This window comes from Microbacterium sp. CFBP 8801 (genome assembly GCF_014839455.1).
Taxonomy (GTDB): domain Bacteria; phylum Actinomycetota; class Actinomycetes; order Actinomycetales; family Microbacteriaceae; genus Microbacterium.
The window spans coordinates 338707-361282 of record NZ_JACYNU010000001.1; the positions used below are offsets into that span (position 1 = coordinate 338707).

At 71.1% G+C, this 22576-nt stretch carries 21 protein-coding genes and 1 tRNA gene; 15 read left to right on the top strand and 7 right to left on the bottom strand.

Annotated elements, in window-relative coordinates; all coding sequences use genetic code 11:
• Nucleotides 1–812 precede the first annotated feature (812 nt).
• The 4 genes from ileS to ndk are packed head-to-tail and all read left to right on the top strand — an operon-like array spanning nucleotide 813 to nucleotide 6405.
• Nucleotides 813–4226: an isoleucine--tRNA ligase gene (gene ileS / locus IFR11_RS01655; RefSeq protein WP_197978820.1), complete on the top strand. Its 3414-nt coding sequence runs from the start codon at nucleotides 813–815 to the stop codon at nucleotides 4224–4226.
• Entirely contained in the window at nucleotides 4223–5575 is a 1353-nt protein-coding gene (locus IFR11_RS01660) for a bifunctional folylpolyglutamate synthase/dihydrofolate synthase (RefSeq protein WP_191915014.1), read from the top strand. Before ileS ends, IFR11_RS01660 begins: the two co-directional genes overlap by 4 nt.
• Nucleotides 5572–5985 (top strand): DUF4233 domain-containing protein, encoded by a 414-nt coding sequence (locus IFR11_RS01665; protein WP_308447287.1) that lies wholly within the window; start codon nucleotides 5572–5574, stop codon nucleotides 5983–5985. Before IFR11_RS01660 ends, IFR11_RS01665 begins: the two co-directional genes overlap by 4 nt.
• A gap of 3 nt (nucleotides 5986–5988) precedes the next feature.
• Entirely contained in the window at nucleotides 5989–6405 is a 417-nt protein-coding gene (ndk, locus tag IFR11_RS01670) for a nucleoside-diphosphate kinase (RefSeq protein ID WP_055836910.1), read from the top strand.
• Between the two features lie 109 nt (nucleotides 6406–6514).
• On the opposite strand, the gene IFR11_RS01675 is transcribed toward ndk, so the two are convergent.
• Both IFR11_RS01675 and IFR11_RS01680 read right to left on the bottom strand, forming a co-directional pair.
• Nucleotides 6515–6751 carry a PLD nuclease N-terminal domain-containing protein gene (locus IFR11_RS01675; RefSeq protein WP_191915015.1) on the bottom strand — a complete coding sequence of 79 codons (237 nt, stop codon included), beginning with the start codon at nucleotides 6749–6751 and terminating at the stop codon, nucleotides 6515–6517.
• Between the two features lie 81 nt (nucleotides 6752–6832).
• Nucleotides 6833–7429, bottom strand: coding sequence for a vitamin K epoxide reductase family protein (locus IFR11_RS01680; RefSeq protein WP_055939935.1), 597 nt, complete (start codon nucleotides 7427–7429; stop codon nucleotides 6833–6835).
• Between the two features lie 279 nt (nucleotides 7430–7708).
• Here IFR11_RS01680 and IFR11_RS01685 point away from each other — a divergent pair, with 279 nt between their 5' ends.
• Nucleotides 7709–10378: an Rne/Rng family ribonuclease gene (locus tag IFR11_RS01685; protein WP_191915016.1), complete on the top strand. Its 2670-nt coding sequence runs from the start codon at nucleotides 7709–7711 to the stop codon at nucleotides 10376–10378.
• A gap of 81 nt (nucleotides 10379–10459) precedes the next feature.
• On the opposite strand, the gene IFR11_RS01690 is transcribed toward IFR11_RS01685, so the two are convergent.
• Complete coding sequence (locus tag IFR11_RS01690) at nucleotides 10460–10726, bottom strand: DUF4031 domain-containing protein (protein WP_055939938.1); 267 nt, start codon at nucleotides 10724–10726, stop codon at nucleotides 10460–10462.
• Between the two features lie 212 nt (nucleotides 10727–10938).
• Between IFR11_RS01690 and rplU the strand changes: the two genes are divergently transcribed.
• From rplU to rsfS, 9 genes are all read left to right on the top strand, one after another.
• Nucleotides 10939–11247, top strand: coding sequence for a 50S ribosomal protein L21 (gene rplU / locus IFR11_RS01695; RefSeq protein WP_055836929.1), 309 nt, complete (start codon nucleotides 10939–10941; stop codon nucleotides 11245–11247).
• An 18-nt stretch (nucleotides 11248–11265) separates the two neighbouring features.
• Nucleotides 11266–11526: a 50S ribosomal protein L27 gene (rpmA, locus tag IFR11_RS01700; protein ID WP_055836932.1), complete on the top strand. Its 261-nt coding sequence runs from the start codon at nucleotides 11266–11268 to the stop codon at nucleotides 11524–11526.
• Nucleotides 11527–11621: 95 nt separating this feature from the next.
• Complete coding sequence (gene obgE, locus IFR11_RS01705; protein WP_055836935.1) at nucleotides 11622–13166, top strand: GTPase ObgE; 1545 nt, start codon at nucleotides 11622–11624, stop codon at nucleotides 13164–13166.
• The gene (gene proB / locus IFR11_RS01710; protein WP_055836938.1) at nucleotides 13163–13999 is read left to right on the top strand and encodes a glutamate 5-kinase; all 837 of its coding nucleotides are present in this window, start codon (nucleotides 13163–13165) and stop codon (nucleotides 13997–13999) included. The genes obgE and proB overlap by 4 nt, the downstream gene beginning before the upstream one ends.
• A gap of 4 nt (nucleotides 14000–14003) precedes the next feature.
• Entirely contained in the window at nucleotides 14004–15263 is a 1260-nt protein-coding gene (locus tag IFR11_RS01715) for a glutamate-5-semialdehyde dehydrogenase (protein WP_191915017.1), read from the top strand.
• 51 nt (nucleotides 15264–15314) lie between these two features.
• On the top strand, nucleotides 15315–15539 hold the full coding sequence (locus IFR11_RS01720; protein ID WP_055836944.1) for a hypothetical protein: 225 nt from the start codon (nucleotides 15315–15317) through the stop codon (nucleotides 15537–15539).
• Nucleotides 15540–15549: 10 nt separating this feature from the next.
• A complete protein-coding gene (nadD, locus tag IFR11_RS01725; RefSeq protein ID WP_055836947.1) occupies nucleotides 15550–16146 on the top strand; it encodes a nicotinate-nucleotide adenylyltransferase in 597 nt (198 codons plus the stop codon).
• A complete protein-coding gene (locus tag IFR11_RS01730; RefSeq protein ID WP_191915018.1) occupies nucleotides 16143–17330 on the top strand; it encodes a hypothetical protein in 1188 nt (395 codons plus the stop codon). Before nadD ends, IFR11_RS01730 begins: the two co-directional genes overlap by 4 nt.
• Nucleotides 17327–17707, top strand: coding sequence for a ribosome silencing factor (gene rsfS / locus IFR11_RS01735; RefSeq protein ID WP_055836953.1), 381 nt, complete (start codon nucleotides 17327–17329; stop codon nucleotides 17705–17707). The genes IFR11_RS01730 and rsfS overlap by 4 nt, the downstream gene beginning before the upstream one ends.
• Nucleotides 17708–17807: 100 nt before the next feature.
• Here rsfS and IFR11_RS01740 read toward each other — a convergent pair whose 3' ends face one another.
• Genes IFR11_RS01740 through IFR11_RS01750 form a run of 3 tightly spaced genes read right to left on the bottom strand, consistent with a single transcriptional unit; the run spans nucleotide 17808 to nucleotide 20763 of the window.
• Entirely contained in the window at nucleotides 17808–18725 is a 918-nt protein-coding gene (locus tag IFR11_RS01740; protein ID WP_191915019.1) for a TAXI family TRAP transporter solute-binding subunit, read from the bottom strand.
• Nucleotides 18722–20110 (bottom strand): ATP-binding protein, encoded by a 1389-nt coding sequence (locus tag IFR11_RS01745; protein ID WP_191915020.1) that lies wholly within the window; start codon nucleotides 20108–20110, stop codon nucleotides 18722–18724. The genes IFR11_RS01740 and IFR11_RS01745 overlap by 4 nt, the downstream gene beginning before the upstream one ends.
• Nucleotides 20107–20763 carry a response regulator transcription factor gene (locus IFR11_RS01750; RefSeq protein ID WP_055939947.1) on the bottom strand — a complete coding sequence of 219 codons (657 nt, stop codon included), beginning with the start codon at nucleotides 20761–20763 and terminating at the stop codon, nucleotides 20107–20109. The genes IFR11_RS01745 and IFR11_RS01750 overlap by 4 nt, the downstream gene beginning before the upstream one ends.
• 192 nt (nucleotides 20764–20955) lie before the next feature.
• Here IFR11_RS01750 and IFR11_RS01755 point away from each other — a divergent pair, with 192 nt between their 5' ends.
• Complete coding sequence (locus IFR11_RS01755; protein ID WP_055836964.1) at nucleotides 20956–22320, top strand: MFS transporter; 1365 nt, start codon at nucleotides 20956–20958, stop codon at nucleotides 22318–22320.
• A 152-nt stretch (nucleotides 22321–22472) separates the two neighbouring features.
• On the opposite strand, the gene IFR11_RS01760 is transcribed toward IFR11_RS01755, so the two are convergent.
• Nucleotides 22473–22545: transfer RNA gene (locus IFR11_RS01760), tRNA-Ala, on the bottom strand.
• Between the last annotated feature and the right edge of the window lie 31 nt (nucleotides 22546–22576).

Here is a 22576-nt window from a genome sequence, read left to right on the forward strand (position 1 = left end):
CACGCGGCGTGTCTTGGACACTCAACGCCTCTGTCGGCGCGCGCGCGCCTGCCCGGCCCGCGCGCGCCACCGTCCGGCCCGCGGCATCGGGCGCCCGCCCGTGCGGGCGCAGCCCCGTTGAGTGTCCAGGACACGCCGTGCCCGCACCGCTCCATGCGGCGTGTCTTGGACACTCAACACCTCTGTCGGCCCCCGCGTGCGGTTGCCGGGACCCCGCCCGCGACTGCAGGCAAGCGGCACGGGCCGTCAGCCCGCGCGCGACGCAACCCCGTTGAGTGTCCAGGACACGCCGCAACTGCACCGCCACACGCGGCGTGTCTTGGACACTCAACGCCTCTGCCGACCCGGTCGCGCGACCGCCCCGGGCACTCGCCCGCGCCCGGCCCGCGCCCGCGCCCGCCCGCGCCCGCCCGTCCCGCGGCACCGGGTGCCGACCGCGCGGGCGCAGCCCCGTTGAGTGTCCAGAACACGCCGCACCCGCACCGCGCGACGCGGCGTGTCCTGGACACTCAACGCCTTCGCCGCCCCACCCCCGCAACCGCCCCTCCACGCTTGCGACGCAACCTCAAGCCCCGCCGCACCCCGCCGCACCGCACGACAGCCCGAGCGCGTAGACTGGGCGCATCAGCACCGATCCGGCCATCACCGGGGAGCTCTCGGAAGAAACGGGTCACGGCCCGCGGTAGAACCGAGCGGGGCAGGCCCGTCATCGCCGCAGTGAGAGAGGCGTCCTCGCGAGAGGGCGCAACGCAGGGTGGTACCGCGGTCCGCAAGGATCGTCCCGGCGAGTGAACCTCGACCCGCGGAGTGACATGACCTACCCACGCCCCTCATCCTTCGGCCCCGCCGCCGACGCGTCCGCGAGCCCGGATGCCATCACCCCGGCGTCCGCGGCATCCGTCGTCCCGAGCCCTCGCTTCCCGGCGATCGAGAACGACACCCTCGCGTTCTGGGAGGCCGACGACACCTTCCGCGCGTCGATCGCGAACCGCGACGGCGGCGAGGAGTGGGTGTTCTACGACGGCCCGCCCTTCGCCAACGGCCTGCCGCACTACGGGCACCTGCTCACCGGCTACGCCAAGGACGTCTTCCCGCGCTTCCAGACCATGCGCGGCAAGAAGGTCGACCGCGTCTTCGGGTGGGACACCCACGGTCTCCCGGCCGAGCTCGAGGCCATGAAGCAGCTCGGGATCACCGAGAAGGACGAGATCGAGCGCATGGGGGTCGCCACCTTCAACGCCAAGGCCCGCGAGTCGGTGCTGGAGTACACGCGCGACTGGCAGGACTACGTCACCCGCCAGGCCCGCTGGGTCGACTTCGACCGCGGGTACAAGACGCTCGACACGACCTACATGGAGAGCGTGCTCTGGGCCTTCAAGACCCTGCACGACAAGGGCCTCGCGTACGAGGGCTACCGCGTGCTGCCCTACTGCTGGCGCGATGAGACCCCCCTGTCGACGCACGAGCTGCGCATGGACGACGACGTCTACAAGATGCGCCAGGATCCGTCGGTCACCGTGACCTTCCCGCTCGTCGGCGCGAAGGCCGAGGCGCTCGGGCTCACCGGCGTGCGGGCGCTGGCGTGGACGACGACGCCGTGGACCCTGCCGACGAACCTCGCTCTCGCGGTGGGTCCCGGCATCCGATACGCGGTCATCGAGGGCGGTCCCCACGGTGCCGCCGACGTGCACCGCGCTCCCGACGGCACCCCCGACGAAGCGATCGAGGCCACCGCCCACCGCTATCTGCTCGCCGAAGACCTGCTGCCGGGCTACGCGAAGGACCTGGGGTACGAGACCCCGGATGCCGCCCGCCAGGCCGTGCAGACCACGCTCACCGGCGCCGAGCTCGAGGGCGTGTCATACGACCGCCTCTTCGACTACTACGCCGACGCCGAGACGTGGGGGACCGGCAACGCCTGGAAGATCCTCGTCGACGACTACGTCACCGTCAGCGACGGCACGGGCATCGTGCACCAGGCGCCCGCTTACGGTGAGGACGACAAGCGCCTCGCCGACGCCGCGGGCCTGCCGACGATCATCTCGCTCGACGACGGCGGCCGGTTCCTCCCGGCCGTGACCGACGTGGCCGGCGAGCTGTGGATGGAGGCCAACCGGCCCCTCATCCGCCTGCTCACGCAGCAGGGCCGTCTGCTTCGCGAGGCGTCGTACGAGCACTCGTACCCGCACTGCTGGCGCTGCCGGAACCCCCTGATCTACAAGGCCGTGTCGAGCTGGTTCGTGCGGGTCACCGAGATCAAGGACGACCTGCTGGCGAACAACCAGCAGATCACCTGGGTGCCCGAGAACGTCAAGGAAGGCCAGTTCGGCAAGTGGCTCGAGGGCGCACGCGACTGGTCGATCAGCCGCAACCGCTACTGGGGCTCGCCGATCCCGGTGTGGAAGAGCGACGACGCGAACTACCCGCGCGTCGACGTGTACGGCTCCCTCGCCGACATCGAGGCCGACTTCGGCCGCCTGCCGGTGAACGGCGACGGCGAGGTCGACCTGCACCGGCCCTACATCGACGACCTCACGCGCCCGAACCCCGACGACCCGACGGGACGCTCGACGATGCGCCGCATCGAAGACGTGCTCGACGTCTGGTTCGACTCGGGCTCCATGCCGTTCGCGCAGGTGCACTACCCGTTCGAGAACCACGAGTGGTTCGACGAGCACGCCCCCGCCGACTTCATCGTCGAGTACATCGGGCAGACGCGCGGCTGGTTCTACGTCATGCACGTGCTCTCGACCGCGCTCTTCGACCGCCCGGCCTTCACGGGTGTGTCGTGCCACGGCATCGTGCTGGGCAACGACGGGCAGAAGATGTCGAAGTCGCTGCGCAACTACCCCGACGTGCGCGAGGTCTTCGACCGCGACGGCTCGGACGCCATGCGGTGGTTCCTCATGTCGTCGAGCGTGCTGCGCGGCGGCAACCTCGTCGTGACCGAGGAGGGCATCCGCTCGGGGGTGCGCGAGTTCCTGCTGCCGATGTGGAACGCGTGGTACTTCTTCGCCACCTACGCGAATGCGTCGGGGGAGGGCTACACGGCCGAGTGGCGCACCGACTCCACCGACGTGCTCGACCGCTACATCCTCGCCCTTACCGGCGACCTCGTGCAGGGCGTCGCCGCCGACCTCGAGGGGCTCGACTCCACGACCGCGGCCGAGCGTCTGCGCGACTTCGCCGAGGTGCTGACCAACTGGTACATCCGTCGCTCGCGCGACCGTTTCTGGGTGGGCGTGACCGACGACCCGACCAGCCGTGAGGCGTTCGACACGCTCTACACGGTGCTCGAGACGCTCACCCGCGTCGCCGCCCCGTTGCTGCCGCTGGTGACCGAGCGCGTGTGGCAGGGCCTGACGGGTGGGCGCAGCGTGCACCTGACCGACTGGCCCGACGCCGACGCGTTCCCCGCCGCGGCCGACATCCGCACGGCGATGGACACCGTCCGCGACGTCTCGAGCGTCGCCAACGCGCTCCGCAAGCGCGAGGGCAAGCGCGTGCGCCTGCCGCTGCCGCGCCTGACGGTGGTGACTCCGGATGCCACCGGCTTGGCGCAGTTCGACGACATCCTGCGCGAAGAGCTCAACGTGAAGAACGTCGAGCAGGTCACCCTGCAGGCCGGCACTGCCGCCGAGTACGGCATCACGCACCGCCTGTCGGTCAACGCCCGCGCCGCGGGTCCCCGCCTGGGCAAGCAGGTGCAGCAGGCGATCAAGGCCGCCCGCGAGGGCGACTGGAACGAGGTCGACGGACAGGTCGTCGCCGGCGGCATCGCGCTGGAGCCCGCCGAGTACGACCTGGTCGTCGAGACCGCGGGTCGCCCCGAGGGCGAGGCTCTGGCCGTGCTGGCGACGGGCGGCTTCGTGCTGCTCGACACCGTCACCACCCCCGAGCTCGAAGCCGAGGGCCTGGCGCGCGACATGATCCGCGGCATCCAGGACACCCGCAAGGCCGCCGGCTTCGACGTGAGCGACCGGATCTTCCTCTCGCTCACCTTCGTCGACGACGCCGACGCGCGGGCGGTCGCCCAGGCGTTCGACGTCGCCGGCGTGGCATCCGAGACCCTCGCCGAAGCCGTCGTGCTCGCCGGCCCCGAGGGAAGGCTCATCGAACGCGGGGCCATCGCCCCCGCCGAGTACGAGACCCAGATCGCCGCGAGAACCTACGCGAACGTCGGTGCCGTCACCGTCGCCGTCGCACGCATCGGAGGGACCGCATGAGCGACCGCACCCGAGCCGACGCCGTGTACAGCGCCCTGCTGGAACGCCAGGGGGAGCAGTGGGTGCAGCCGCGCGTCGAGCGCACGCGCCGAGTGCTCGAGCTGCTCGCCGACCCGCAGCGCACCTACCGCGTCATCCACGTCACGGGCACGAACGGCAAGACCTCGACCAGCCGCATGATCGAGAGCCTGCTGCGCGGCCTGGGACTGCGCACGGGCCTGTTCACGAGCCCGCACCTCGAGCGCTTCACCGAGCGGATCCTCATCGACGGCGAACCGGTGGCGGATGCCGCGATCGCCGACGCGTGGGACGAGATCGCGCCGTTCGTCGACATGGTCGACGCCGAGCTCACCGCCGCCGACGATGCGCCGCTGACGTTCTTCGAGCTGCTGACGGTGCTGGCCTTCGTGGTCTGCGCCGACGCGCCGATCGACGTGCTGGTGCTCGAGGTCGGCATGGGCGGGGAGTGGGACTCCACCAACACCGCCGACGGCGACGTCGCCGTCTTCACGCCCATCGACATCGACCACACCGACCGCCTGGGCTCCACGATCACCGAGATCGCGACGGTCAAGGCGGGCATCATCAAGCCCGGCGCCGCCGTCGTCTCGGCCGCGCAGCCCGACGCGGCGCTCCGCGTCATCCGCGCGCGCGCCGAGAAGGAGGGCGCGACCGTGTCGGTGGCCGGCGACGGCTTCGCGCTCGAGGCCCAGGCGCTGGCCGTCGGCGGGCAGATGCTGACGATCCGCGGGGTCGCGGGGTCGTACCCCGAGCTGTACCTGCCGCTGTACGGCGCGCACCAGGGCACCAACGCCGCCCTGGCGGTCGCGGCCGTGGAGTCGCTCATCGGCGGGGGCACGCAGCCCCTGGCCGCCGAGGTCGTGGCCGACGGCCTCGCGAACGCCACCTCGCCCGGGCGCCTTCAGCTCGTCGGGACGGCGCCGACCGTCTTCGTCGACGCGGCGCACAACCCGCACGGCGCCCGCGCGCTCGTCGCCGCCCTCGACGAGGCGTTCGACATCGACGAGTGGGGTGCCGTCGTCGGCATCCTGGACGGCAAGGACGCCCGGGGCATCATGTCGGCTCTCGTGCCCGCCGTCGCGCGCGTGTTCGCCACGGCCCCCGCGAGCGACCGCGCCAGCGACCCCGACGTGATCGCCGACGTCGCCGAGGCGGCCGACCTGCCCGTCACCGTGCACCCGACGCTCGAAGAAGCCGCCGACGCGGCGCGCGCGTGGGCCGCGGAATCCGACCGGCGCGCGGTCATCATCGCCGGTTCCGTCGTGCTCGCGGGCGAGGCGCTGCGCCTGTCGGAGCTCGAGGACTGGAAGTCGGGGTGGCAGGCGTGAGCCCGCGCACCCCCCGGACCCCGCGCGTGCGGCGACGGCGCGGTGCGCTCGAGTCGCTCGGCGCCGTCGTGCTCGGCTTCGAGTCGATCGTGGTGTTCCTCGGCGGCCTGGTCGTCTACGGCCTTAAGGTGCTGCCCTTCGGCATCGAACCCTGGTGGGGCATCGTCGGCGGCGTCGTCATGGCGGTCGCCATGGTCGCCGTGGCGGGGCTCCTGCAGCACCGCGCGGCGATCGTCGTCGGCTGGGGCCTGCAGATCCTGCTGCTGCTCGGCGGATTCCTCGTTCCCGCCCTCGCGGTGGTCGCCCTCATTTTCGGCGGCATGTGGGCGTATGCCACCATCAAGGGAGCGGCACTGGATCGGCAGAACGCCCGACGCGCCGCTCATCCCGACCTCTCGAACGGAGAATGACCCATGGCTACCGAAGAGACCCTCGTCCTGGTCAAGCCCGACGGCGTCGCCCGCGGACTGACCGGCGCCATCCTCGCCCGCATCGAGGCGAAGGGCTACGCGCTCGTCGACATCCGCCTCGTCGAGCCCGACCGTGAGCGCCTCGCCCAGCACTACGCCGAGCACGAGGGCAAGCCCTTCTACGAGCCGCTGCTGGAGTTCATGCTCTCGGGCCCGTCGGTCGCGATCCGCCTCGCCGGAAACCGCGTGATCGAGGGCTTCCGCTCGCTGGCCGGCACCACCGACCCGACCACGGCCGCCCCCGGCACCATCCGCGGCGACTTCGGCCGCGACTGGGGCCTCAAGGTGCAGCAGAACCTCGTGCACGGCAGCGACAGCACCGAGTCCGCCGAACGCGAACTGGCGATCTGGTTCGCCTGATCCCGGATGCCGAGATGGCCGCCGCCCGAGAGGGTGGCGGCCATCGTCGTCTGATCGGCCCGCGCGGCCGCACGGTCTGTCGAATCGGACCCGTGCGGCGGCGCGTCGCTCAGCTGCGCGCGACCCCGCGCCCCGCACGACGACCGGCGGCGAGCCAGGCGACCGGCCCCACAACGGGGACGAGCAGAATCACCACGGCCCACAGCATCACCGTGAGGGACGACAGGCGGGCCGCTCCGCGGGACAGGCTGACGACCGCCCAGACGGCGAGAGCGAACGCGACCAGTGCGACGACCGCCCACACGACGTCGTACGCGGCCGGCACCAGCGGGTTCATCGCATCCATTCCTGGAGGATAGGGCCCGCGAGGCGAGCCGCGCGACTCGGATGCCCATCGCCGGGCCGGCGGGTCAGGGCCGCCGCGACCTCACAGCTGCGCGAGCACATCCAGCCGCAGCTGCGCGATCACCGCGATGACGGCAAAGGCCACGATGCTCATCAAGGGCACCCACACCATGAGACGGTCGGCGACCTCGCGCACCCGCGCGCCCGGAACGACGCCCTCGCGCAGCACGTGCAGGGTCACGACGAAGAACGAGGGGATGACGACCGACCACGTCACCATGCACCACGGGCAGAGAGTGGCCAGAACGAACAGGCTCTGCGCGATCAGCCAGATGACGAAGGTCAGGGCCAGAGCGAAGCCCAGCCAGAAGAGGGCCCAGAACCAGCGTGCGAACCGGGCGCCGGCCAGCAGCGCGACCCCGACCACGATGGGGGCGATCCACGCCGACAGTCCGATGATCGGATTGGGGAAGCCGAACACGCTTCCCTGCGACGACTGCAGATTGGCCGAGCACTGCACGAGGACGCTGAAGTCGCACGACGCGGCGGCCGTGGGATCCATGAGCTGGTGGAACCGCTCCATCGTCAGCGAGAACGCCGCCCACCAGCCGACGATCCCGGCGAAGATGAGCCAGACCGCCGTGACGATCGGACGACGGGTCGTGACGGTTTCGCTCATGCCGTGATTCTGCCACCGCTGACTTCTCCGCCGGCTGAAGACGGCTCGTCGTCGACCTTCTGCGGGCGAAACGCGTGGTCCGTGCGATAATGAAAGCTGATGTGACCGCGGCCGCGCCGCAGGAACATCACCCAGAAGACTTCGGGCGATGACCGCCCATCGCAGCAAGCGCCACAGGCCTGCTGCAGACCGAGTGAGTTCGCGGCCCCGCCGGGTGCGGCGCCGCATGAGATTTCGCCGGGTGACGCGCGGTGTCGCCCGCTAGGGAGTATCCCCGATATGGCCGACAAGACCGACGATCAGACCCCCGCTGACCAGGTGACGCCCGAGACCGAGGCTCCGCAATTCGAGACCCTCGCGTCCGAGACGGAGGCCGCCGCGGGATTCGTGCCCCCCGTCGACGACGAAGAGGCCGCGGTGCAGGATGCCGAGCAGGCCGCCGCCGACGACGTGGCACCCCCCGCCGTGCTCGACGAGGGATCCGGCGACGCGCCGGCTCAGGCCGCCGCCGGTGACGACGTTGCCGGTGACGACGTTGCCGAGGCGAACGCCGCGAGCGTCGAGGAGCCCACCGTGGACGCCTCCGTGGCGGACCAGGGCGCCGACGCCACGGCATCCGCTGCCGAGGTCGCCGCTCCCGACGTCGCTGAGCCGGAGGCTCCGGCTCAGCCCGAGGTCGCCGCTCAGCCCGAGGCTCCCGCGCAGCCCGAGGTCTCCGCTCAGCCCGAGGCCGCCACCGAGCCCGAAGCTCCCGCGCGTCCCACGGCCGTCTCGCTCGGACTGCTGCCCGAGGTCTTCGTCTCGGCCGTGTCGACGGCGCTGCACTTCTACGCCCCCGCGCTGCCGGCCTTCCCGGTGCGCGACGACGTCGATGACCGCGACGACCGTGACGAGCGCGACGACCGCGACGACGACGGCCCCCTCGAGCGCGGCTCCGCCAACGCCCGTCGCCGCAACCGCCGACGCGGCGGTGTCGACGTCGCCCCCGCCGAGCAGCACGAGGCCCCCGCAGCCCCGGTGCGACAGCGCGCGGTCGAGCTCATCACCGAGCCGCAGCGCATCAAGGGCTCCACGCGCCTCGAGGCGAAGAAGCAGCGTCGCCGCGATGGCCGCGAGGCCGGCCGTCGCCGCCCCGTCGTCACCGAGGCCGAGTTCCTCGCCCGTCGCGAGGCCGTCGACCGCGTGATGGTCGTGCGGTCCAAGGCCGGCCGCATCCAGATCGCCGTGCTCGAAGACAACGTGCTCGTCGAACACTACGTCGCCCGCAACCAGGACGCCTCGCTCATCGGCAACGTCTACCTGGGTCGCGTGCAGAACGTGCTTCCCAGCATGGAGGCGGCGTTCGTCGACATCGGCCGCGGCCGCAACGCCGTGCTGTACTCCGGCGAAGTCGACTGGGACGGCGTCGAGACCAACAACCAGCCGCGTCGCATCGAGCTCGCGCTCAAGTCGGGCGACCGCGTCCTGGTGCAGGTGACCAAAGACCCCGTGGGACACAAGGGCGCCCGCCTGACGAGCCAGATCTCGCTGCCCGGCCGTTACCTCGTCTACGTGCCCAACGGCACGATGAACGGCATCTCGCGCAAGCTCCCCGACACCGAGCGCGCGCGCCTGAAGAAGATCCTCAAGGAGGTGCTCCCCGAATCGTCGGGCGTCATCGTCCGCACGGCTGCCGAGGGCGCCACCGAAGAGCAGCTCACCCTCGACGTGCAGCGCCTCACCTCGCAGTGGGAGCACGTCTCGAGCCAGATCAAGACCATCCAGGCCCCCGCTCTGCTGCACTCCGAGCCCGACCTGCTGGTCAAGATCGTGCGCGACGTCTTCAACGAGGACTTCACGCGCATGCTCATCCAGGGCGACGAGGCGCTGCAGACCATCTCGAGCTACCTCCAGGGCGTCGCCCCCGACCTGCTCGAGCGCGTCGAGAAGTACGAGGGCGAGCAGGACCCGTTCGACGCGTTCCGCGTCACCGAGCAGATCGAGAAGGCTCTCGACCGTAAGGTCTGGCTGCCCTCGGGCGGCTCGCTCGTGATCGACCGCACCGAGGCCATGACGGTCGTCGACGTCAACACCGGCAAGTTCGTCGGCTCGGGCGGCAACCTCGAAGAGACCGTCACCAAGAACAACCTCGAGGCGGCCGAAGAGATCGTGCGCCAGCTGCGCCTGCGCGACATCGGCGGCATCATCGTCGTCGACTTCATCGACATGGTGCTCGAATCCAACCGCGATCTCGTGCTGCGTCGCCTGATCGAATGCCTCAGCCGCGACCGCACGAAGCACCAGGTCGCCGAAGTCACCTCGCTCGGCCTCGTGCAGATGACCCGCAAGAAGCTCGGACTCGGCCTGCTCGAGACCTTCAGCGAGGCGTGCGACGTGTGCGCCGGTCGCGGCGTGGTCGTGCACCACGACCCCGTCGTCAAGCACCGCCCGGCCGGGAACGGCAGCAGCAACGGCGGCGGCAACACCGGCTCGTCGAACCGCCGCGGTCGCGGGGGCAACACTCCCGCGAACGGCAACGGATCGAACGGCCATGCCGCACACGGCGGTGGCGCGTCGGCCGGAGCTTCCTCCACCGGCAACGGGGGAGCGGCGCCGACCGGCGGCACCCACGTGATCACCGAGGGCGTGAAGTCCGCTCTCGCTCAGATCGCGGCATCCACCGTGAAGCCGACCCTCGATGACCCCGCCGTGGTCGAGGCGGCCGTGGTCGCGTCGGTGGAGGCCGTCGTCGAGGCCCAGGCCGAGGCACCCGCACCGGTCCGCGAAAAGCGTCCGCGCAAGAAGCGCGAGCCCAAGGCGCCCCGTACCGAGAAGGACGCCCTTCTCGAGTCGGTGCTCGAGGCCCTCCCCGAGCCCAAGGCGCCCGGTCAGGGCCGCTCACGGCGCCGTGTGACGACCGCGGCGCTCACCGGCACCCCCGTCAACGCCCAGCCCTCCAGCGAGGCCTGAGTCCGCTCCCTCGTGCGTGTGGGGCCGCGACCCATCGTTCCCGACTTCGGTCGGGCGACGGGTCGCGGTCCCACACGCGTGTCAGCGGCGTTCGCGCGCCGTGATCCGCAGGCCCGAGGCCCGCAGGCGTCGAACGAGCTCTTTGCCGCCGACGTGCTGGGCTCCGGCGGCGACCAGGTCGGCGTGCCGCTCATCGGGCACGTCGTAGTGGTCGAGATCGAACGCGCGGCGGGGGATTCCGGCCGCGGCGGCGAAGGCGTGCAATTCGTCGAGGTCGCTGTCGCTGACCAGGTGCGCCCACAGTCGTCCGTGCGCGGGCCACTGCGGATCGTCGATCAGAATCACCATCCCGCGATCCTAGGTCGACACGCGGGCCGAATGCTTTTGCCGGATGCCGCCCGGTGAGCTAAACTTGACCCTTGGTGCGTCGCGTCCGCCCTTACTGGAGCGTGACCCCGCGGGCTTTGCTCGCCGGATCGCACCGAGACTTGGGTCGCCAGACCCTCCCGACGTCATCAGACAACCGGAGCTCCGCGCTCCCGAACGAAAACAGGTGTGAAGTGGTTTACGCAGTTGTGCGCGCCGGCGGCCGCCAGGAGAAGGTCCAGGTCGGCACGGTCGTCGTGCTCGACCGCCAGAAGGCGAAGATCGGCGAGAGCATCCAGCTGCCCGCCGTCCTGTTCGTCGACGGCGACGCGGTCACGACCGACGCCGACAAGCTCGCGAAGGTCTCGGTCACGGCCGAGGTCCTCGGCGAGGAGCGCGGTCCGAAGATCGTGATCCAGAAGTTCAAGAACAAGACCGGCTACAAGAAGCGCCAGGGCCACCGCCAGGACCTCACGCGCGTCAAGATCACCGGCATCAAGTAAGAGCCAGGAGACGCAGAGATGGCACACAAAAAGGGCGCAAGCTCCACCCGTAACGGTCGTGACTCCAACGCACAGCGCCTCGGCGTGAAGCGCTTCGGCGGTCAGGTCGTCCTCGCCGGCGAGATCATCGTCCGCCAGCGTGGCACGCACTTCCACCCCGGCGCCAACGTCGGCCGCGGTGGCGACGACACCCTGTTCGCCCTGGCCCCCGGTGCGGTTCAGTTCGGTGCCAAGGGCGGCCGCAAGGTCGTCAACATCGTCACCGCAGCAGCGGAGTAATACCGAGCGCTCAGCGCTTCAGAGGGGGTGGGCACACAGCCCGCCCCCTCTTCTTTTCTTCCCGGCACCCGCCGGTCCGTCCTGAAAGGACACTCATGGTCACCTTCGTCGACCGCGTCACCCTGCACCTCCGTGCGGGCAAGGGCGGCAACGGCTGCGTCTCGGTGCGCCGCGAGAAGTTCAAGCCTCTGGCCGGCCCCGACGGCGGCAACGGCGGCAGCGGCGGCGACGTCGTGCTCGTCGCCGACCCCCAGGTCACCACGCTGCTGTCGTACCACCACTCGCCGCATCGCACCGCCGGCAACGGTGGTTTCGGCATGGGCGACCACCGCTCGGGCGCGATGGGCGAAGACCAGGAGCTCCCCGTGCCGCTCGGCACGGTCGTGAAGGACCCCGACGGCACCGTGCTCGTCGACATGCTCACCCCGGGCATGCGCTTCATCGTCGCCCCCGGTGGTCTCGGCGGCCTCGGTAACGCCTCGCTGTCGTCGCCCAAGCGCAAGGCCCCCGGCTTCGCGCTGCTCGGAACGCCCGGGTGGGAGGGCGACGTCGTCCTCGAGCTCAAGACCGTCGCCGACATCGCCCTCGTCGGCTTCCCGTCGGCGGGAAAGTCGAGCCTCATCGCGGCCGTCTCGGCGGCGCGACCGAAGATCGCCGACTACCCCTTCACCACGCTGCACCCCAACCTGGGCGTCGTGCAGTCGGGTGACATCCGCTTCACCATCGCCGACGTCCCGGGTCTCATCGAGGGCGCGAGCGAGGGCAAGGGCCTGGGCCTGGAGTTCCTCCGCCACGTCGAACGCTGCACGGCTCTCGTGCACGTGCTCGACTGCGCGACGCTCGACCCCGGTCGCGACCCGCTCACCGACCTCGACGTCATCCTCGCCGAGCTCGGCGCCTACCCCGTGCCCGAGGGGCAGACCCCGCTCCTCGAGCGCCCGCAGATCATCGCGCTGAACAAGATCGACGTGCCCGAGGCCCGCGAGCTCGCCGACTTCGTGCGTCCCGACCTCGAAGCCCGCGGTTTCCGCGTGTTCGAGATCTCCACGGTCAGCCGCACGGGCCTGCGCGAACTCACCTTCGCGCTGGCCGACGTGGTGGAGCAGCACCGCCTGGCGTCGATCGACGAGGCTCCGGTGGAGCGCATCGTCATCCGCCCGCAGGGCACTCGCAAGGACTTCGAGATCAAGGTCGAGGGCGGCACCTACGGTCCCGTCTACCGCGTGCTCGGCGACAAGCCGGTCAAGTGGGTGCAGCAGACCGACTTCCAGAACGAAGAGGCCGTGGGCTACCTCGCCGACCGTCTCGCGCGCCTGGGCATCGAAGAGGGCCTGTTCCGCGCCGGTGCGGTCGCCGGTGCGACCGTCGTCATCGGCCCCGGCGACGGGATCGTCTTCGACTGGGAGCCCACGCTCACCTCGGCGGCCGAGCTCATGACGGCCCCCCGCGGCACCGACCCCCGTCTCGTGCAGAACCCGCGCCGCACCTCGTCGGAGCGCCGCGAGCGGTACCACGAGCGCATGGATGCCAAGGCCGAGGCCCGCGCCGAGCTCGAGACCGAGCGGCGTGCCGCCCGGGCCGTGGGCATCGGCGCCGACGGGGATCCCTCGCTGTCGTCCGCCGAGGACGAGGAGCGGTGAGCGCGACCTCGCGCTCCGCGATCCCGGGAGCCGGCCGCGTCGTGGTGAAGGTGGGCTCGTCGTCGATCAGCGGCGACGGGGCGCACCGGATCGACACGATCGTCGAGGCTCTCGCCCACGCGCGCGGCGCGGGGACCGAGGTGGTGCTCGTCTCGTCCGGGGCGATCGCGACGGCCCTGCCGTTGCTCGACCTCGGCGGCCGACCCAACGACCTGGCGACGCAGCAGGCCGCGGCCGCCGTCGGTCAGAACGTGCTCATGTGGCGCTACCAGACCTCGCTCGACCGCTTCGGCCTGCTCGCCGGGCAGGTCCTGCTCACGGCGGGCGACCTCGAGAACGCCACGCACCGTTCGAACGCGCGCCGGGCGATGGAACGGCTGCTGGGTCTCGGCATCCTGCCCATCGTCAACGAGAACGACACCGTCGCGACCCACGAGATCCGTTTCGGCGACAACGACCGGCTCGCCGCTCTCGTGGCGCAGCTGATCGGTGCCGACGCACTCGTGCTGTTGAGCGACATCGAGTGCCTGTACACGCTGCCGCCGAGCGAGCCCGGTGCGCGCCCGATCGTCGATGTGGCGTGGGGCGACGACCTGTCGCAGTTCGAGTTCGGCGCCGGCGTCGTCAACGGCGTGGGGACCGGGGGAGCGGCGACCAAGGCGTCGGCCGCGAAGCTGGCCTCCACCGCCGGCGTCGGGGTGCTCGTCACCAGCGCCGACCTCGTCTCATCCGCTCTCGCGGGCGATGCGGTGGGCACCTGGTTCGCCCCGAATCCCGACCCCGTCACCCTCGCCACCGGCCCGGTGGGCGCCGTGGGCGCGCCGGTACACTGAGCGCATGACCACGATCGCCGCCTCCGTCGATGAGCGCTTGCGTCTGGCCAAAGACGCCGCGCGCGAGATCGGTCTGCTCGATTCCGAGCGCAAGACCGCTCTGCTCAATGCGGTCGCCGACGCGATCGAGGCGGCGTCCGCCGAGATCGTCGCGGCCAACGCCGACGACCTCGAACGCGGACGAGCGGATGCCATCGGCGACGCCCTCCTCGACCGCCTGCGCCTCGATGCCGGACGCGTCGCAGCCCTGGCAGCGGCGGTGCGCGATGTCGCCGCCCTGCCCGACCCCGTCGGCCGCGTGCTCGACAGCCGAACGCTCGCCAACGGACTCGCCCTCGAGAAGGTGGCGGTACCGTTCGGCGTCGTCGGATCGATCTACGAGGCGCGCCCGAACGTCACGGTCGACATCGCCTCTCTCGCCCTGCGTTCCGGAAATGCGGTCGTGCTGCGCGGTGGTTCCGCGGCGCAGAGCACCAACGCGACCCTCGTCTCGGTCATGCGCGCGGCGCTGCAGGCCCAGGGCGTCAGCCCCGAGGCCGTGCAGAGCGTCGACGACTTCGGCCGTGACGGCGCGCGTGCGCTCATGAACGCGCGCGGACTGGTCGACGTGCTCGTGCCACGCGGAAGCGCGTCGCTGATCGAGACGGTCGTGACCGAGTCGACCGTTCCGGTCATCGAGACCGGGGCCGGCGTGGTCCACGTCTTCCTCGACGCCACGGCCCGTGACGACTGGGCGCGCGACATCGTGCTCAACGCCAAGACCCAGCGGCCGAGCGTGTGCAACGCCGTCGAGACGGTGCTCGTCCACCGCGACGCGGCCGATCGCCTGCTGCCCGAGCTGCTGGCGTCACTGTCCGATGCCGGGGTGACCGTGCACGGCGACGACGTCACGCGGGCACACGACGCGCGCGTCGTCACCGCGACCGAAGACGACTGGGCGCGTGAGTACGGCACGCTCGACCTGGCCGTGCGTGTCGTCGACGACCTCGACGACGCCCTCGCCCACATCCGCCGTTACTCGACCCACCACACCGAGTCGATCATCACGGCCGATCAGGCCTCGGCCGACCGGTTCCTCGCCGAGGTCGACTCGGCCGTCGTCATGGTCAACGCCTCCACCCGCTTCACCGACGGGGGAGAGTTCGGCTTCGGCGCCGAAGTCGGCATCTCGACCCAGAAGCTGCACGCCCGCGGTCCCATGGGCCTCGCCGAACTCACGAGCACCAAGTGGCTCGGGCGCGGCGACGGCCAGGTCCGCGCCTGACCGCCTAAAATGGGCTGCGCGCCCCGCGCAGACCTCTCGAACGGAGCACAGATGACTTTCGTCTCACTTCTCGCCCACGCTGCAGAAGAAGGCGCCCACCACGGCGGCAACGTGCAGGCCCAGACCTTCTGGTTCGGCGCCGTCGCGTTCGTCGTGTTCGTGTCGCTGAGCCTGGTCACGCTGTCGTACCGCAACGTCGCCAACCGCCACGCGCACAAGGCCGACGCCTACACGAAGAAGCACGGGACGCCCACCCCCGAGGCGCACGGCCACTGAGGCCCACCGTATGTCGGTGACGCGCGCCCCTCGGATCGGGGTCATGGGTGGGACGTTCGATCCCATCCATCATGGTCACCTCGTCGCGGCCAGCGAGGTGGCGCAGTCGTTCGACCTCGACGAGGTCGTCTTCGTGCCCACGGGTCGCCCGTGGCAGAAGGACGACGTCACCGAGAGCGAGCACCGCTACCTCATGACGGTGATCGCGACGGCCTCGAACCCCCAGTTCACGGTGAGCCGCGTCGACATCGATCGGGAAGGCCCCACCTACACGATCGACACGCTGCGCGATCTGCAGGAGCAGCGTCCGGGAGCCGAGCTGTTCTTCATCACCGGTGCCGACGCCGTGGCGCAGATCCTGGGGTGGCGAAACCATCAGCAGCTGTGGGATCTCGCGCATTTCGTGGCCGTCTCGCGGCCCGGACACGTGCTCACCACCGAAGGCCTGCCCACCGAAAACGTGAGCCAGCTGGAGATCCCGGCGCTGTCGATCTCGTCCACAGACTGCCGCGCCCGTGTGCGCCGAGGACACCCCGTGTGGTACCTCGTGCCCGACGGCGTCGTGCAGTACATCGCGAAGCACCACCTCTACCGGAGCAATGCATGAGCACTTCCGAGAACCCCGAGACCCCCGCGCTGACCCGCCGTCAGCTGCGCGAGCTCCGCCACACCGGCGCGACGCCGATCATCGCGCCCGAGACGGATGCCGAGTCCTCGGCGCCCGCGACCGACAGCACCGCCGAGACGGCGGCGCCCGCCGAGACCACGGCGTCGAGTGCACCGGTCGTCGACGATGCCGCCAAGGCCGACACCCCGGTGGACGATGCCTCTGCCGACGTCGCGGCTGCCGACGTACCTGCTGCCGAGACCCCGGCGGTCGACGACGCGGCCCCGACCGCGTTGTTCCCCACGGCGAAGTCCACCGACGAGCCCGAGCCCGCGGCATCCGGTGCCGACGAAACCGCACGTGAAGACAGCGCACGCGAAGACACCGCGCGCGACGACGGTCCGGCCGCCGCGCGCCCCTCGGCCTTTGAGCCTCCGTTCAGCGACCACGGCGCCGACTTCGGCGTTCCGGGACTCACGCGCCGCCAGGCGCGCGCGCAAGAGAAGATCCGCACTGCCGCGGTTCCGGTCATCACGCCCGACCTCGAGCCCGCCCTGCCGCGCCAGAACTCCCCGTTCGCTCCTCTGCCCCAGGCCGAGCCGACGCGTCCGGCGATCTTCCGCCCGTCGGCGCCCGACACCGCCGAGACGCCCGCCGCGGCCGATGACGCCCCCGGCGCGTCGGTCGTGAACCCGGCGCTCGGTTCCGAGCTGCTCGACGGCGCCAAGCCCGACGTCACCCTGCCCGACTCGTTCGACCAGCTCATCGCGCGCAACGCCTCGGCGAGCGGCGCGGTGTCGACGCCGAACGCGCTGATCCTCTCGCAGACGCCCTCGGGCGTGCCGCTGGTCGGCCCCATCACCGCGACGGGCGAGGTCATGATCACCGGCACGTTCGAGCTACCCGAGGGCCTCGGCTCCGTCGGTCACGCCCCGGGCACGACCGACGGTCGCGACGCCGATGCCGTTCTTCTCGACGGCGAGCTCCCGCCCGCCTCGTCTCCCACCCCGATCGCGGCCAGTGCCGCCATCAGCACCGTCAAACAGCCCGGCGAGATCATTCGCCCCCCGGCGCCCGAGAAGGGGAGCAAGCTCCTCATCGGCCTCATCATCACGACCGGCGCGCTGGCGCTGGCGGTGGCCGTCACCCTCGTGCTCGCCTTCACGACAGGAGTCTTCCGATGACCGCCACCGCCAACGGACGGGAGATGGCGCAGATCGCCGCTCTCGCCGCCGACGCCAAGAGCGGCGACGACATCGTCGCCCTCGACGTCTCCGAGCCCCTTCCGCTCGTCGACATCTTCCTGCTCGTCACCGGTCGCAATGAGCGCAACGTCGCCGCGATCGCCGACGAGATCGAAGACAAGCTGCTCGAGCACGGCCACAAGCGTCTGCGCCGCGAGGGGCGTCAGGAGTCGCGCTGGGTGCTGCTCGATTTCGGCGACCTCGTGGTCCACGTCTTCCACGAGGAAGAACGTGTCTACTACGGCCTGGAGCGCCTCTGGAAGGACTGCCCCGTCGTTCCGATCGAGCTGCCGACGCCCGCGGGCGCGCCCGAGTAACGACCCCCACGACAACGCCCTCGGCCCTCACGGCCGGGGGCGTTCTGTGTACGTGGGGCGTGTTCGCGCCGGCCTGTTCGCGCTGTGCCCGCCCGATCACTCACCCGTAGCGTTCGCGATACCGCCGCTCGGCCGCCGCGTGCAGGGCGATCGGCAGGGTGTCGATGAGGCTCGCCGGAGTCAGGTACTGGATGCCGAGGGCCCCGGGCGCCACGAGGCGCGCCGCGTCGTCGATGAGCACGTCGACGACGCGCTCCACGAGCGTGTCGTCGAGGTCGGGGCGGGCGAGCAGCAGGTTGGCGACGCCGATGGCGGGAACCGGGGAGTCCGCGCCGTAGACGCCGGCGGGGATGGTCGTGGCCACGTACGCGTCGGGGTAGCGCTGCAGGAGGGTCGGCAGCACGGGCGTCGTGTCGAGCACCGCGATGGGGGTGCGGGCGGCGAGCTCCGCGATCTGGGGCGTCGGCACCCCGCCCGACCAGAACAGCGCGTCGATGCGGCCCCGCTCCAGATCGACGACGGCATCGCGGAGCGGCCGCTCGGTCGCCGACGCGGGCGAGAGTCCCGCGGCTTCCATCACCCGGCGCGCGGTCGCGGCCGCCCCCGAGCCGGGGGCGCCCAGCGAGACGCGCGTTCCGGCGAGCTCCGCGAGCGAGCGCGGGCCGTCGGGTGCGCGGACGAGGCACTGCAGGTAGTTCTGGTAGACCCGCCCGATCGCGACCACCTCACCGCTCGCCGCCGCCGCCGAATCCGCCAGCGACAGGGCGAGCTCCACGCGACCCTGCGACAGCAGGGCGAGGTTGTCGACGCTGCCCTCGGTCTGCAGGGCGGTGATCTCGAACGCCCCGGACCCTCGGGCGACGTCGCTCAGCAGCTGGCCGAACTGCAGGTAGCTGCCGCCGGGTTCGCCGCAGCCCAGCGTCAGCACGGTCGGCGCGGTGGGCACGCACCCCGCCAGCACGACGGTGCCCGCCGCGGCGCCCGCCCACAGGAAGCTGCGACGCGAGACCCCCGTCATATTCTGTCCCAGATCAGGTGCGCCGCGAGTCCACCCTCGCGCGAGCGGCGCAGCTCCAGCCGCCCACCGGCGGCCCGCATCAGCTGCGCGACGATGGCGAGCCCGAGGCCGGTGCCGGTGGTGCCGCCGTCGAGACCGGCGCGCCAGAAACGCGTGCCCAGGCGCGGAAGGTGCGCGTCGTCGAGCTGCGTGCCCGAGTCCTCCACGCGCACCTCGAGGCGTCCGGCATCCTGTTCCACGCTCACCCGCACCCGCGCGCCCGCACCGGCGTACTTCGCCGCGTTGTCGAGCAGCACATCGAGCATCTCGTCGAGGTCGGCGCGGCCGCAGGGGACCACGACCGCCGGGGAGTCGTCGATGCTGAGCGTCAGTCCCGCGGCGTGCAGGCGCGCGCGGTGGCGTTGCACCAGGTCGGCCGCGGTGACCGAGCATTCGCGCGGAGCGCCCTCGTCTCGGGCGTCGTCGTGACCCTGGGTTCGCGCGGCAGCGCGGTGCTCCGCGTTGGCGAGAGTCAGCATGCGTTCCACGGTGCGCTCGAGGCGATCGAGGTCGTCGTCGACGGCGGAGAGGTCGTCGGCCGCGTCACCGTCGCGGGTGAGGCCGTCCACGCGCAGTCGGATGGCGGCGAGGGGCGTCCGCAATTGGTGCGAGGCATCGGCGACGAAACCGCGCTGCTGCTCGAGGCTGTTCTCGACCTCATCGGCCATCGTCGCGAACGCCCGGCTGAGGCGGCGCAGCTCCGGCGGTCCCGAGGGACGCAGCGGTGCGGGACCGCGGTGGGCGGTGAGGTCGGCGACCGCGGAATCGAGCGCGCGCACCGGGCGCAGGATCCAGCGGGTCCACAGCAGCGAGGCGACCATGAGGGCGCTGAGCAGCAGCACCCCGATCGCGGCGATCACGGCCCACGCGCGCGAGACGTCGGCTTGCGCGCCCCGCAGGTCGACCGCGAGCACCACGACGCCAGCCGACAGATCACCGGCCGCGATCACGGGCACCGCGACGAGGGCGCTGCGGGGTCCCCAGGGGGTGACCCGGGGGAGCGACAGCTGGGGAATGGCCCGCGAAGCCGCGATGACGAGCTGATCGACGTCGGCATCGCGGTGCAGCTCGCCCGCCGAGGCGACCGGTTCCCCGCTCTCGTCGAGGACGAGCACCGACTCCGCGTAGACCGCGTGGAAGCGCTCGAGGTAGGCCTGGAGTCCTTCGGCGTCGGACTGCACCAGCGCCGTCCGGGCACGCTGCACGACCTGGTCGAGCGCCGCGGTGCGCTGCAGGGCGAGCTGCTGCGTGCGGGAGTCGGCGAGCGACTGCGCCACGGGGATGAGCACGGCGATCACGGCGATGAGACCGAAGACGAGCAGGGGGAGCAGCACCCGCAGCTTCACGCGGCATCCTCGAGGCGGTAGCCCAGGCCGCGGATGGTCGTGATGGTCACCTCGGGGAGCTTCTGGCGCACCTGCCCCAGGTGCACGTCGAACGATCGCGACGATGCCACGTACGCGTCTCCCCAGACCTCGTCGAGGATCTGCCGACGGCTCACCGCCTGCCCCGCGCGTCGGGCGAGGGCGTACAGGATGCCGAACTCGTTGGGCGTCAGCGCGACCTCGCGGTCGGCGGCGTGCACGCGGTGGGCGTCGATGTCGATCTCGACCGACCCGACCCGCACGCGCTGGGGCTCGTCGGGTGGGCTGTAGCGACGGGTGACGGCCAGGAGCCGCGCCAGCAGCTCGTGGAGCCGCACCGGCTTCACGAGGTAGTCGTCGGCGCCGAGCGACAGTGCCCGCACGGTGGAGCGCTCGTCGCCGCGGGCCGTGACGACGATGACGGGCAGCTGGCTCACCTCGCGCAGCTGGCGCAGTACGTCGAGCCCGTCCATGTCTTCCAGCCCGAGATCGAGCAGCACGACCTGGGCGTCGCGATGGCGCAGCAACACGTCGCTGCCCCGCGCGACACGGGTGCACGCGTGCCCGGCGCGCGTGAGCGCCGAGACGAGCGCCGCGGCGACCGAGCCGTCGTCCTCGGCTACGAGTACGTGCATGGCCCCATCGTAGGCTCACGCGCCGGGGTCGCCCGCGGCGGCGGGCCGGGGCCAATGTAAGGCGCATGTAAGGATCTCGGGACGGGCCCCCGCGCGCCGCCACGATAACGGGATACGACTCGTCGCCGCCGCCGGGCCCCGTCTTCGACGGCGTACGAGACGAGAACCGTCCATCGACCGATCGGATTACCCATGTCAACGACGACGACGATCCCCACGAGCCTGCGACGCTCGATATCGAACACGCTGAAAGGCTCGGCCGGCAACCTGGTCGAGTGGTACGACGTCTACGTCTACTCGGTGTTCGCGGTGTACTTCGAGTCGCAGTTCTTCGACTCCGACGACAAGAACTCCTCCCTCTACGTGTGGGCGATCTTCGCCGTCACCTTCCTCATGCGTCCGATCGGATCGTGGTTCTTCGGCCGCTTCGCCGACCGCCACGGACGCCGCCTGTCTCTCACCGTGTCGGTGTCGCTGATGGCGTTCTGCTCGCTCGTCATCGCCCTCGCCCCGACGGCCGAGGCGATCGGCGCCGGAGCCGTCGTCATCCTGGTCTTCGCCCGCCTGGTGCAGGGCTTCGCCACCGGCGGCGAGTACGGCACGAGCGCGACGTACATGTCCGAGGCCGCCATGCCCGGTCGTCGTGGCTTCCTGTCGTCGTTCCACTACGTCACGCTCGTCGGTGGGCATGTGCTCGCCCAGACGACCCTGCTCGTCATGGTGCTCACCCTCGACGACGAGGCCATCTCGGCGTGGGGCTGGCGCGTTGCCTTCGCCATCGGCGGGGTCGCCGCGGTGGCGGTGTTCTGGATGCGCCGCACCATGGACGAGTCGCTCGAGCAGAGCGTCATCACCGACAACAAGTCGGGCCGTTCGAAGGAGTCCGGCTCGATGCGCGACCTGCTCGTCAACAACTGGCGTCCGCTGCTGCTCTGCTTCGCCGTCACCGCGGGCGGGACCGTCGCCTTCTACACCTACTCGGTCACCGGACCGAACATCGTCAAGACCGCCTTCTCGGGCGGCGACGTCGTGGCCGGCACGATCATCAACCTGGTCGCCCTGACCGCACTCATGCTCATGCAGCCCATCGGCGGCTGGCTCTCCGACAAGGTCGGCCGCAAGTCGCTCCTGGTGTTCTTCGGCGTCGGCGGCGTGCTCTACACGTGGTTCCTGATCACGATGCTCCCGCAGCAGACGAACGAGTTCGCGGCGTTCGCGATCCTGCTCGGAGGCTTCATCATCCTCACCGGGTACACCTCGATCAACGCGCTGGTGAAGGCCCAGCTGTTCCCGACCCACGTGCGGGCGCTCGGCGTGGGCCTCGGCTACGCGCTGGCGAACTCGCTGTTCGGCGGCACGGCCCCCCTGCTGTACGCCGGGGCGCAGAGCGCCGAGCAGGTGCCCGTGTTCATCGTCTACGTCACGGTCATCATTGCGGCCTCGCTCGCGGTGTACATCTTCGCCCTGCGCAACAAGGCCCCGAACTGGCTCGACGATGAGCTCCTCATGCGCGAGGCCCAGCAGGCCAAGACGCGCGTGCCGGTCTCGTCGCGCTGAGTCGTCTCACCGGATGCCCCTTCCCACGCGGGAGGGGCATCCGCCGTGTGGCGGAGAGCCGGGAACGGATGCCGTGAGCCCGCCGACGCGACCGGGATCCGCCACCGACCGGAACGACGAAAGCCCCCGCCGAAGCGGAGGCTTTCTCTGGGTGGACCTGAGGGGACTCGAACCCCTGACCCCCTGCATGCCATGCAGGTGCGCTACCAGCTGCGCCACAGGCCCGGATATTTTGTTTTCCGCCCCCTTCGAGGCA

What these genes read in the sequence shown, in the direction of transcription:
- ileS (WP_197978820.1), top strand. Translation starts at nt 813, where the DNA reads ATGACCTACCCACGCCCCTCATCCTTCGGCCCCGCCGCCGACGCGTCC.
- IFR11_RS01660 (WP_191915014.1), top strand. Translation starts at nt 4,223, where the DNA reads ATGAGCGACCGCACCCGAGCCGACGCCGTGTACAGCGCCCTGCTGGAA.
- ndk (WP_055836910.1), top strand. Translation starts at nt 5,989, where the DNA reads ATGGCTACCGAAGAGACCCTCGTCCTGGTCAAGCCCGACGGCGTCGCC.
- IFR11_RS01675 (WP_191915015.1), bottom strand. Translation starts at nt 6,751, where the DNA reads ATGGATGCGATGAACCCGCTGGTGCCGGCCGCGTACGACGTCGTGTGG.
- IFR11_RS01680 (WP_055939935.1), bottom strand. Translation starts at nt 7,429, where the DNA reads ATGAGCGAAACCGTCACGACCCGTCGTCCGATCGTCACGGCGGTCTGG.
- IFR11_RS01685 (WP_191915016.1), top strand. Translation starts at nt 7,709, where the DNA reads ATGGCCGACAAGACCGACGATCAGACCCCCGCTGACCAGGTGACGCCC.
- IFR11_RS01690 (WP_055939938.1), bottom strand. Translation starts at nt 10,726, where the DNA reads ATGGTGATTCTGATCGACGATCCGCAGTGGCCCGCGCACGGACGACTG.
- rpmA (WP_055836932.1), top strand. Translation starts at nt 11,266, where the DNA reads ATGGCACACAAAAAGGGCGCAAGCTCCACCCGTAACGGTCGTGACTCC.
- obgE (WP_055836935.1), top strand. Translation starts at nt 11,622, where the DNA reads ATGGTCACCTTCGTCGACCGCGTCACCCTGCACCTCCGTGCGGGCAAG.
- IFR11_RS01715 (WP_191915017.1), top strand. Translation starts at nt 14,004, where the DNA reads ATGACCACGATCGCCGCCTCCGTCGATGAGCGCTTGCGTCTGGCCAAA.
- IFR11_RS01720 (WP_055836944.1), top strand. Translation starts at nt 15,315, where the DNA reads ATGACTTTCGTCTCACTTCTCGCCCACGCTGCAGAAGAAGGCGCCCAC.
- nadD (WP_055836947.1), top strand. Translation starts at nt 15,550, where the DNA reads ATGTCGGTGACGCGCGCCCCTCGGATCGGGGTCATGGGTGGGACGTTC.
- IFR11_RS01730 (WP_191915018.1), top strand. Translation starts at nt 16,143, where the DNA reads ATGAGCACTTCCGAGAACCCCGAGACCCCCGCGCTGACCCGCCGTCAG.
- rsfS (WP_055836953.1), top strand. Translation starts at nt 17,327, where the DNA reads ATGACCGCCACCGCCAACGGACGGGAGATGGCGCAGATCGCCGCTCTC.
- IFR11_RS01740 (WP_191915019.1), bottom strand. Translation starts at nt 18,725, where the DNA reads ATGACGGGGGTCTCGCGTCGCAGCTTCCTGTGGGCGGGCGCCGCGGCG.
- IFR11_RS01750 (WP_055939947.1), bottom strand. Translation starts at nt 20,763, where the DNA reads ATGCACGTACTCGTAGCCGAGGACGACGGCTCGGTCGCCGCGGCGCTC.
- IFR11_RS01755 (WP_055836964.1), top strand. Translation starts at nt 20,956, where the DNA reads ATGTCAACGACGACGACGATCCCCACGAGCCTGCGACGCTCGATATCG.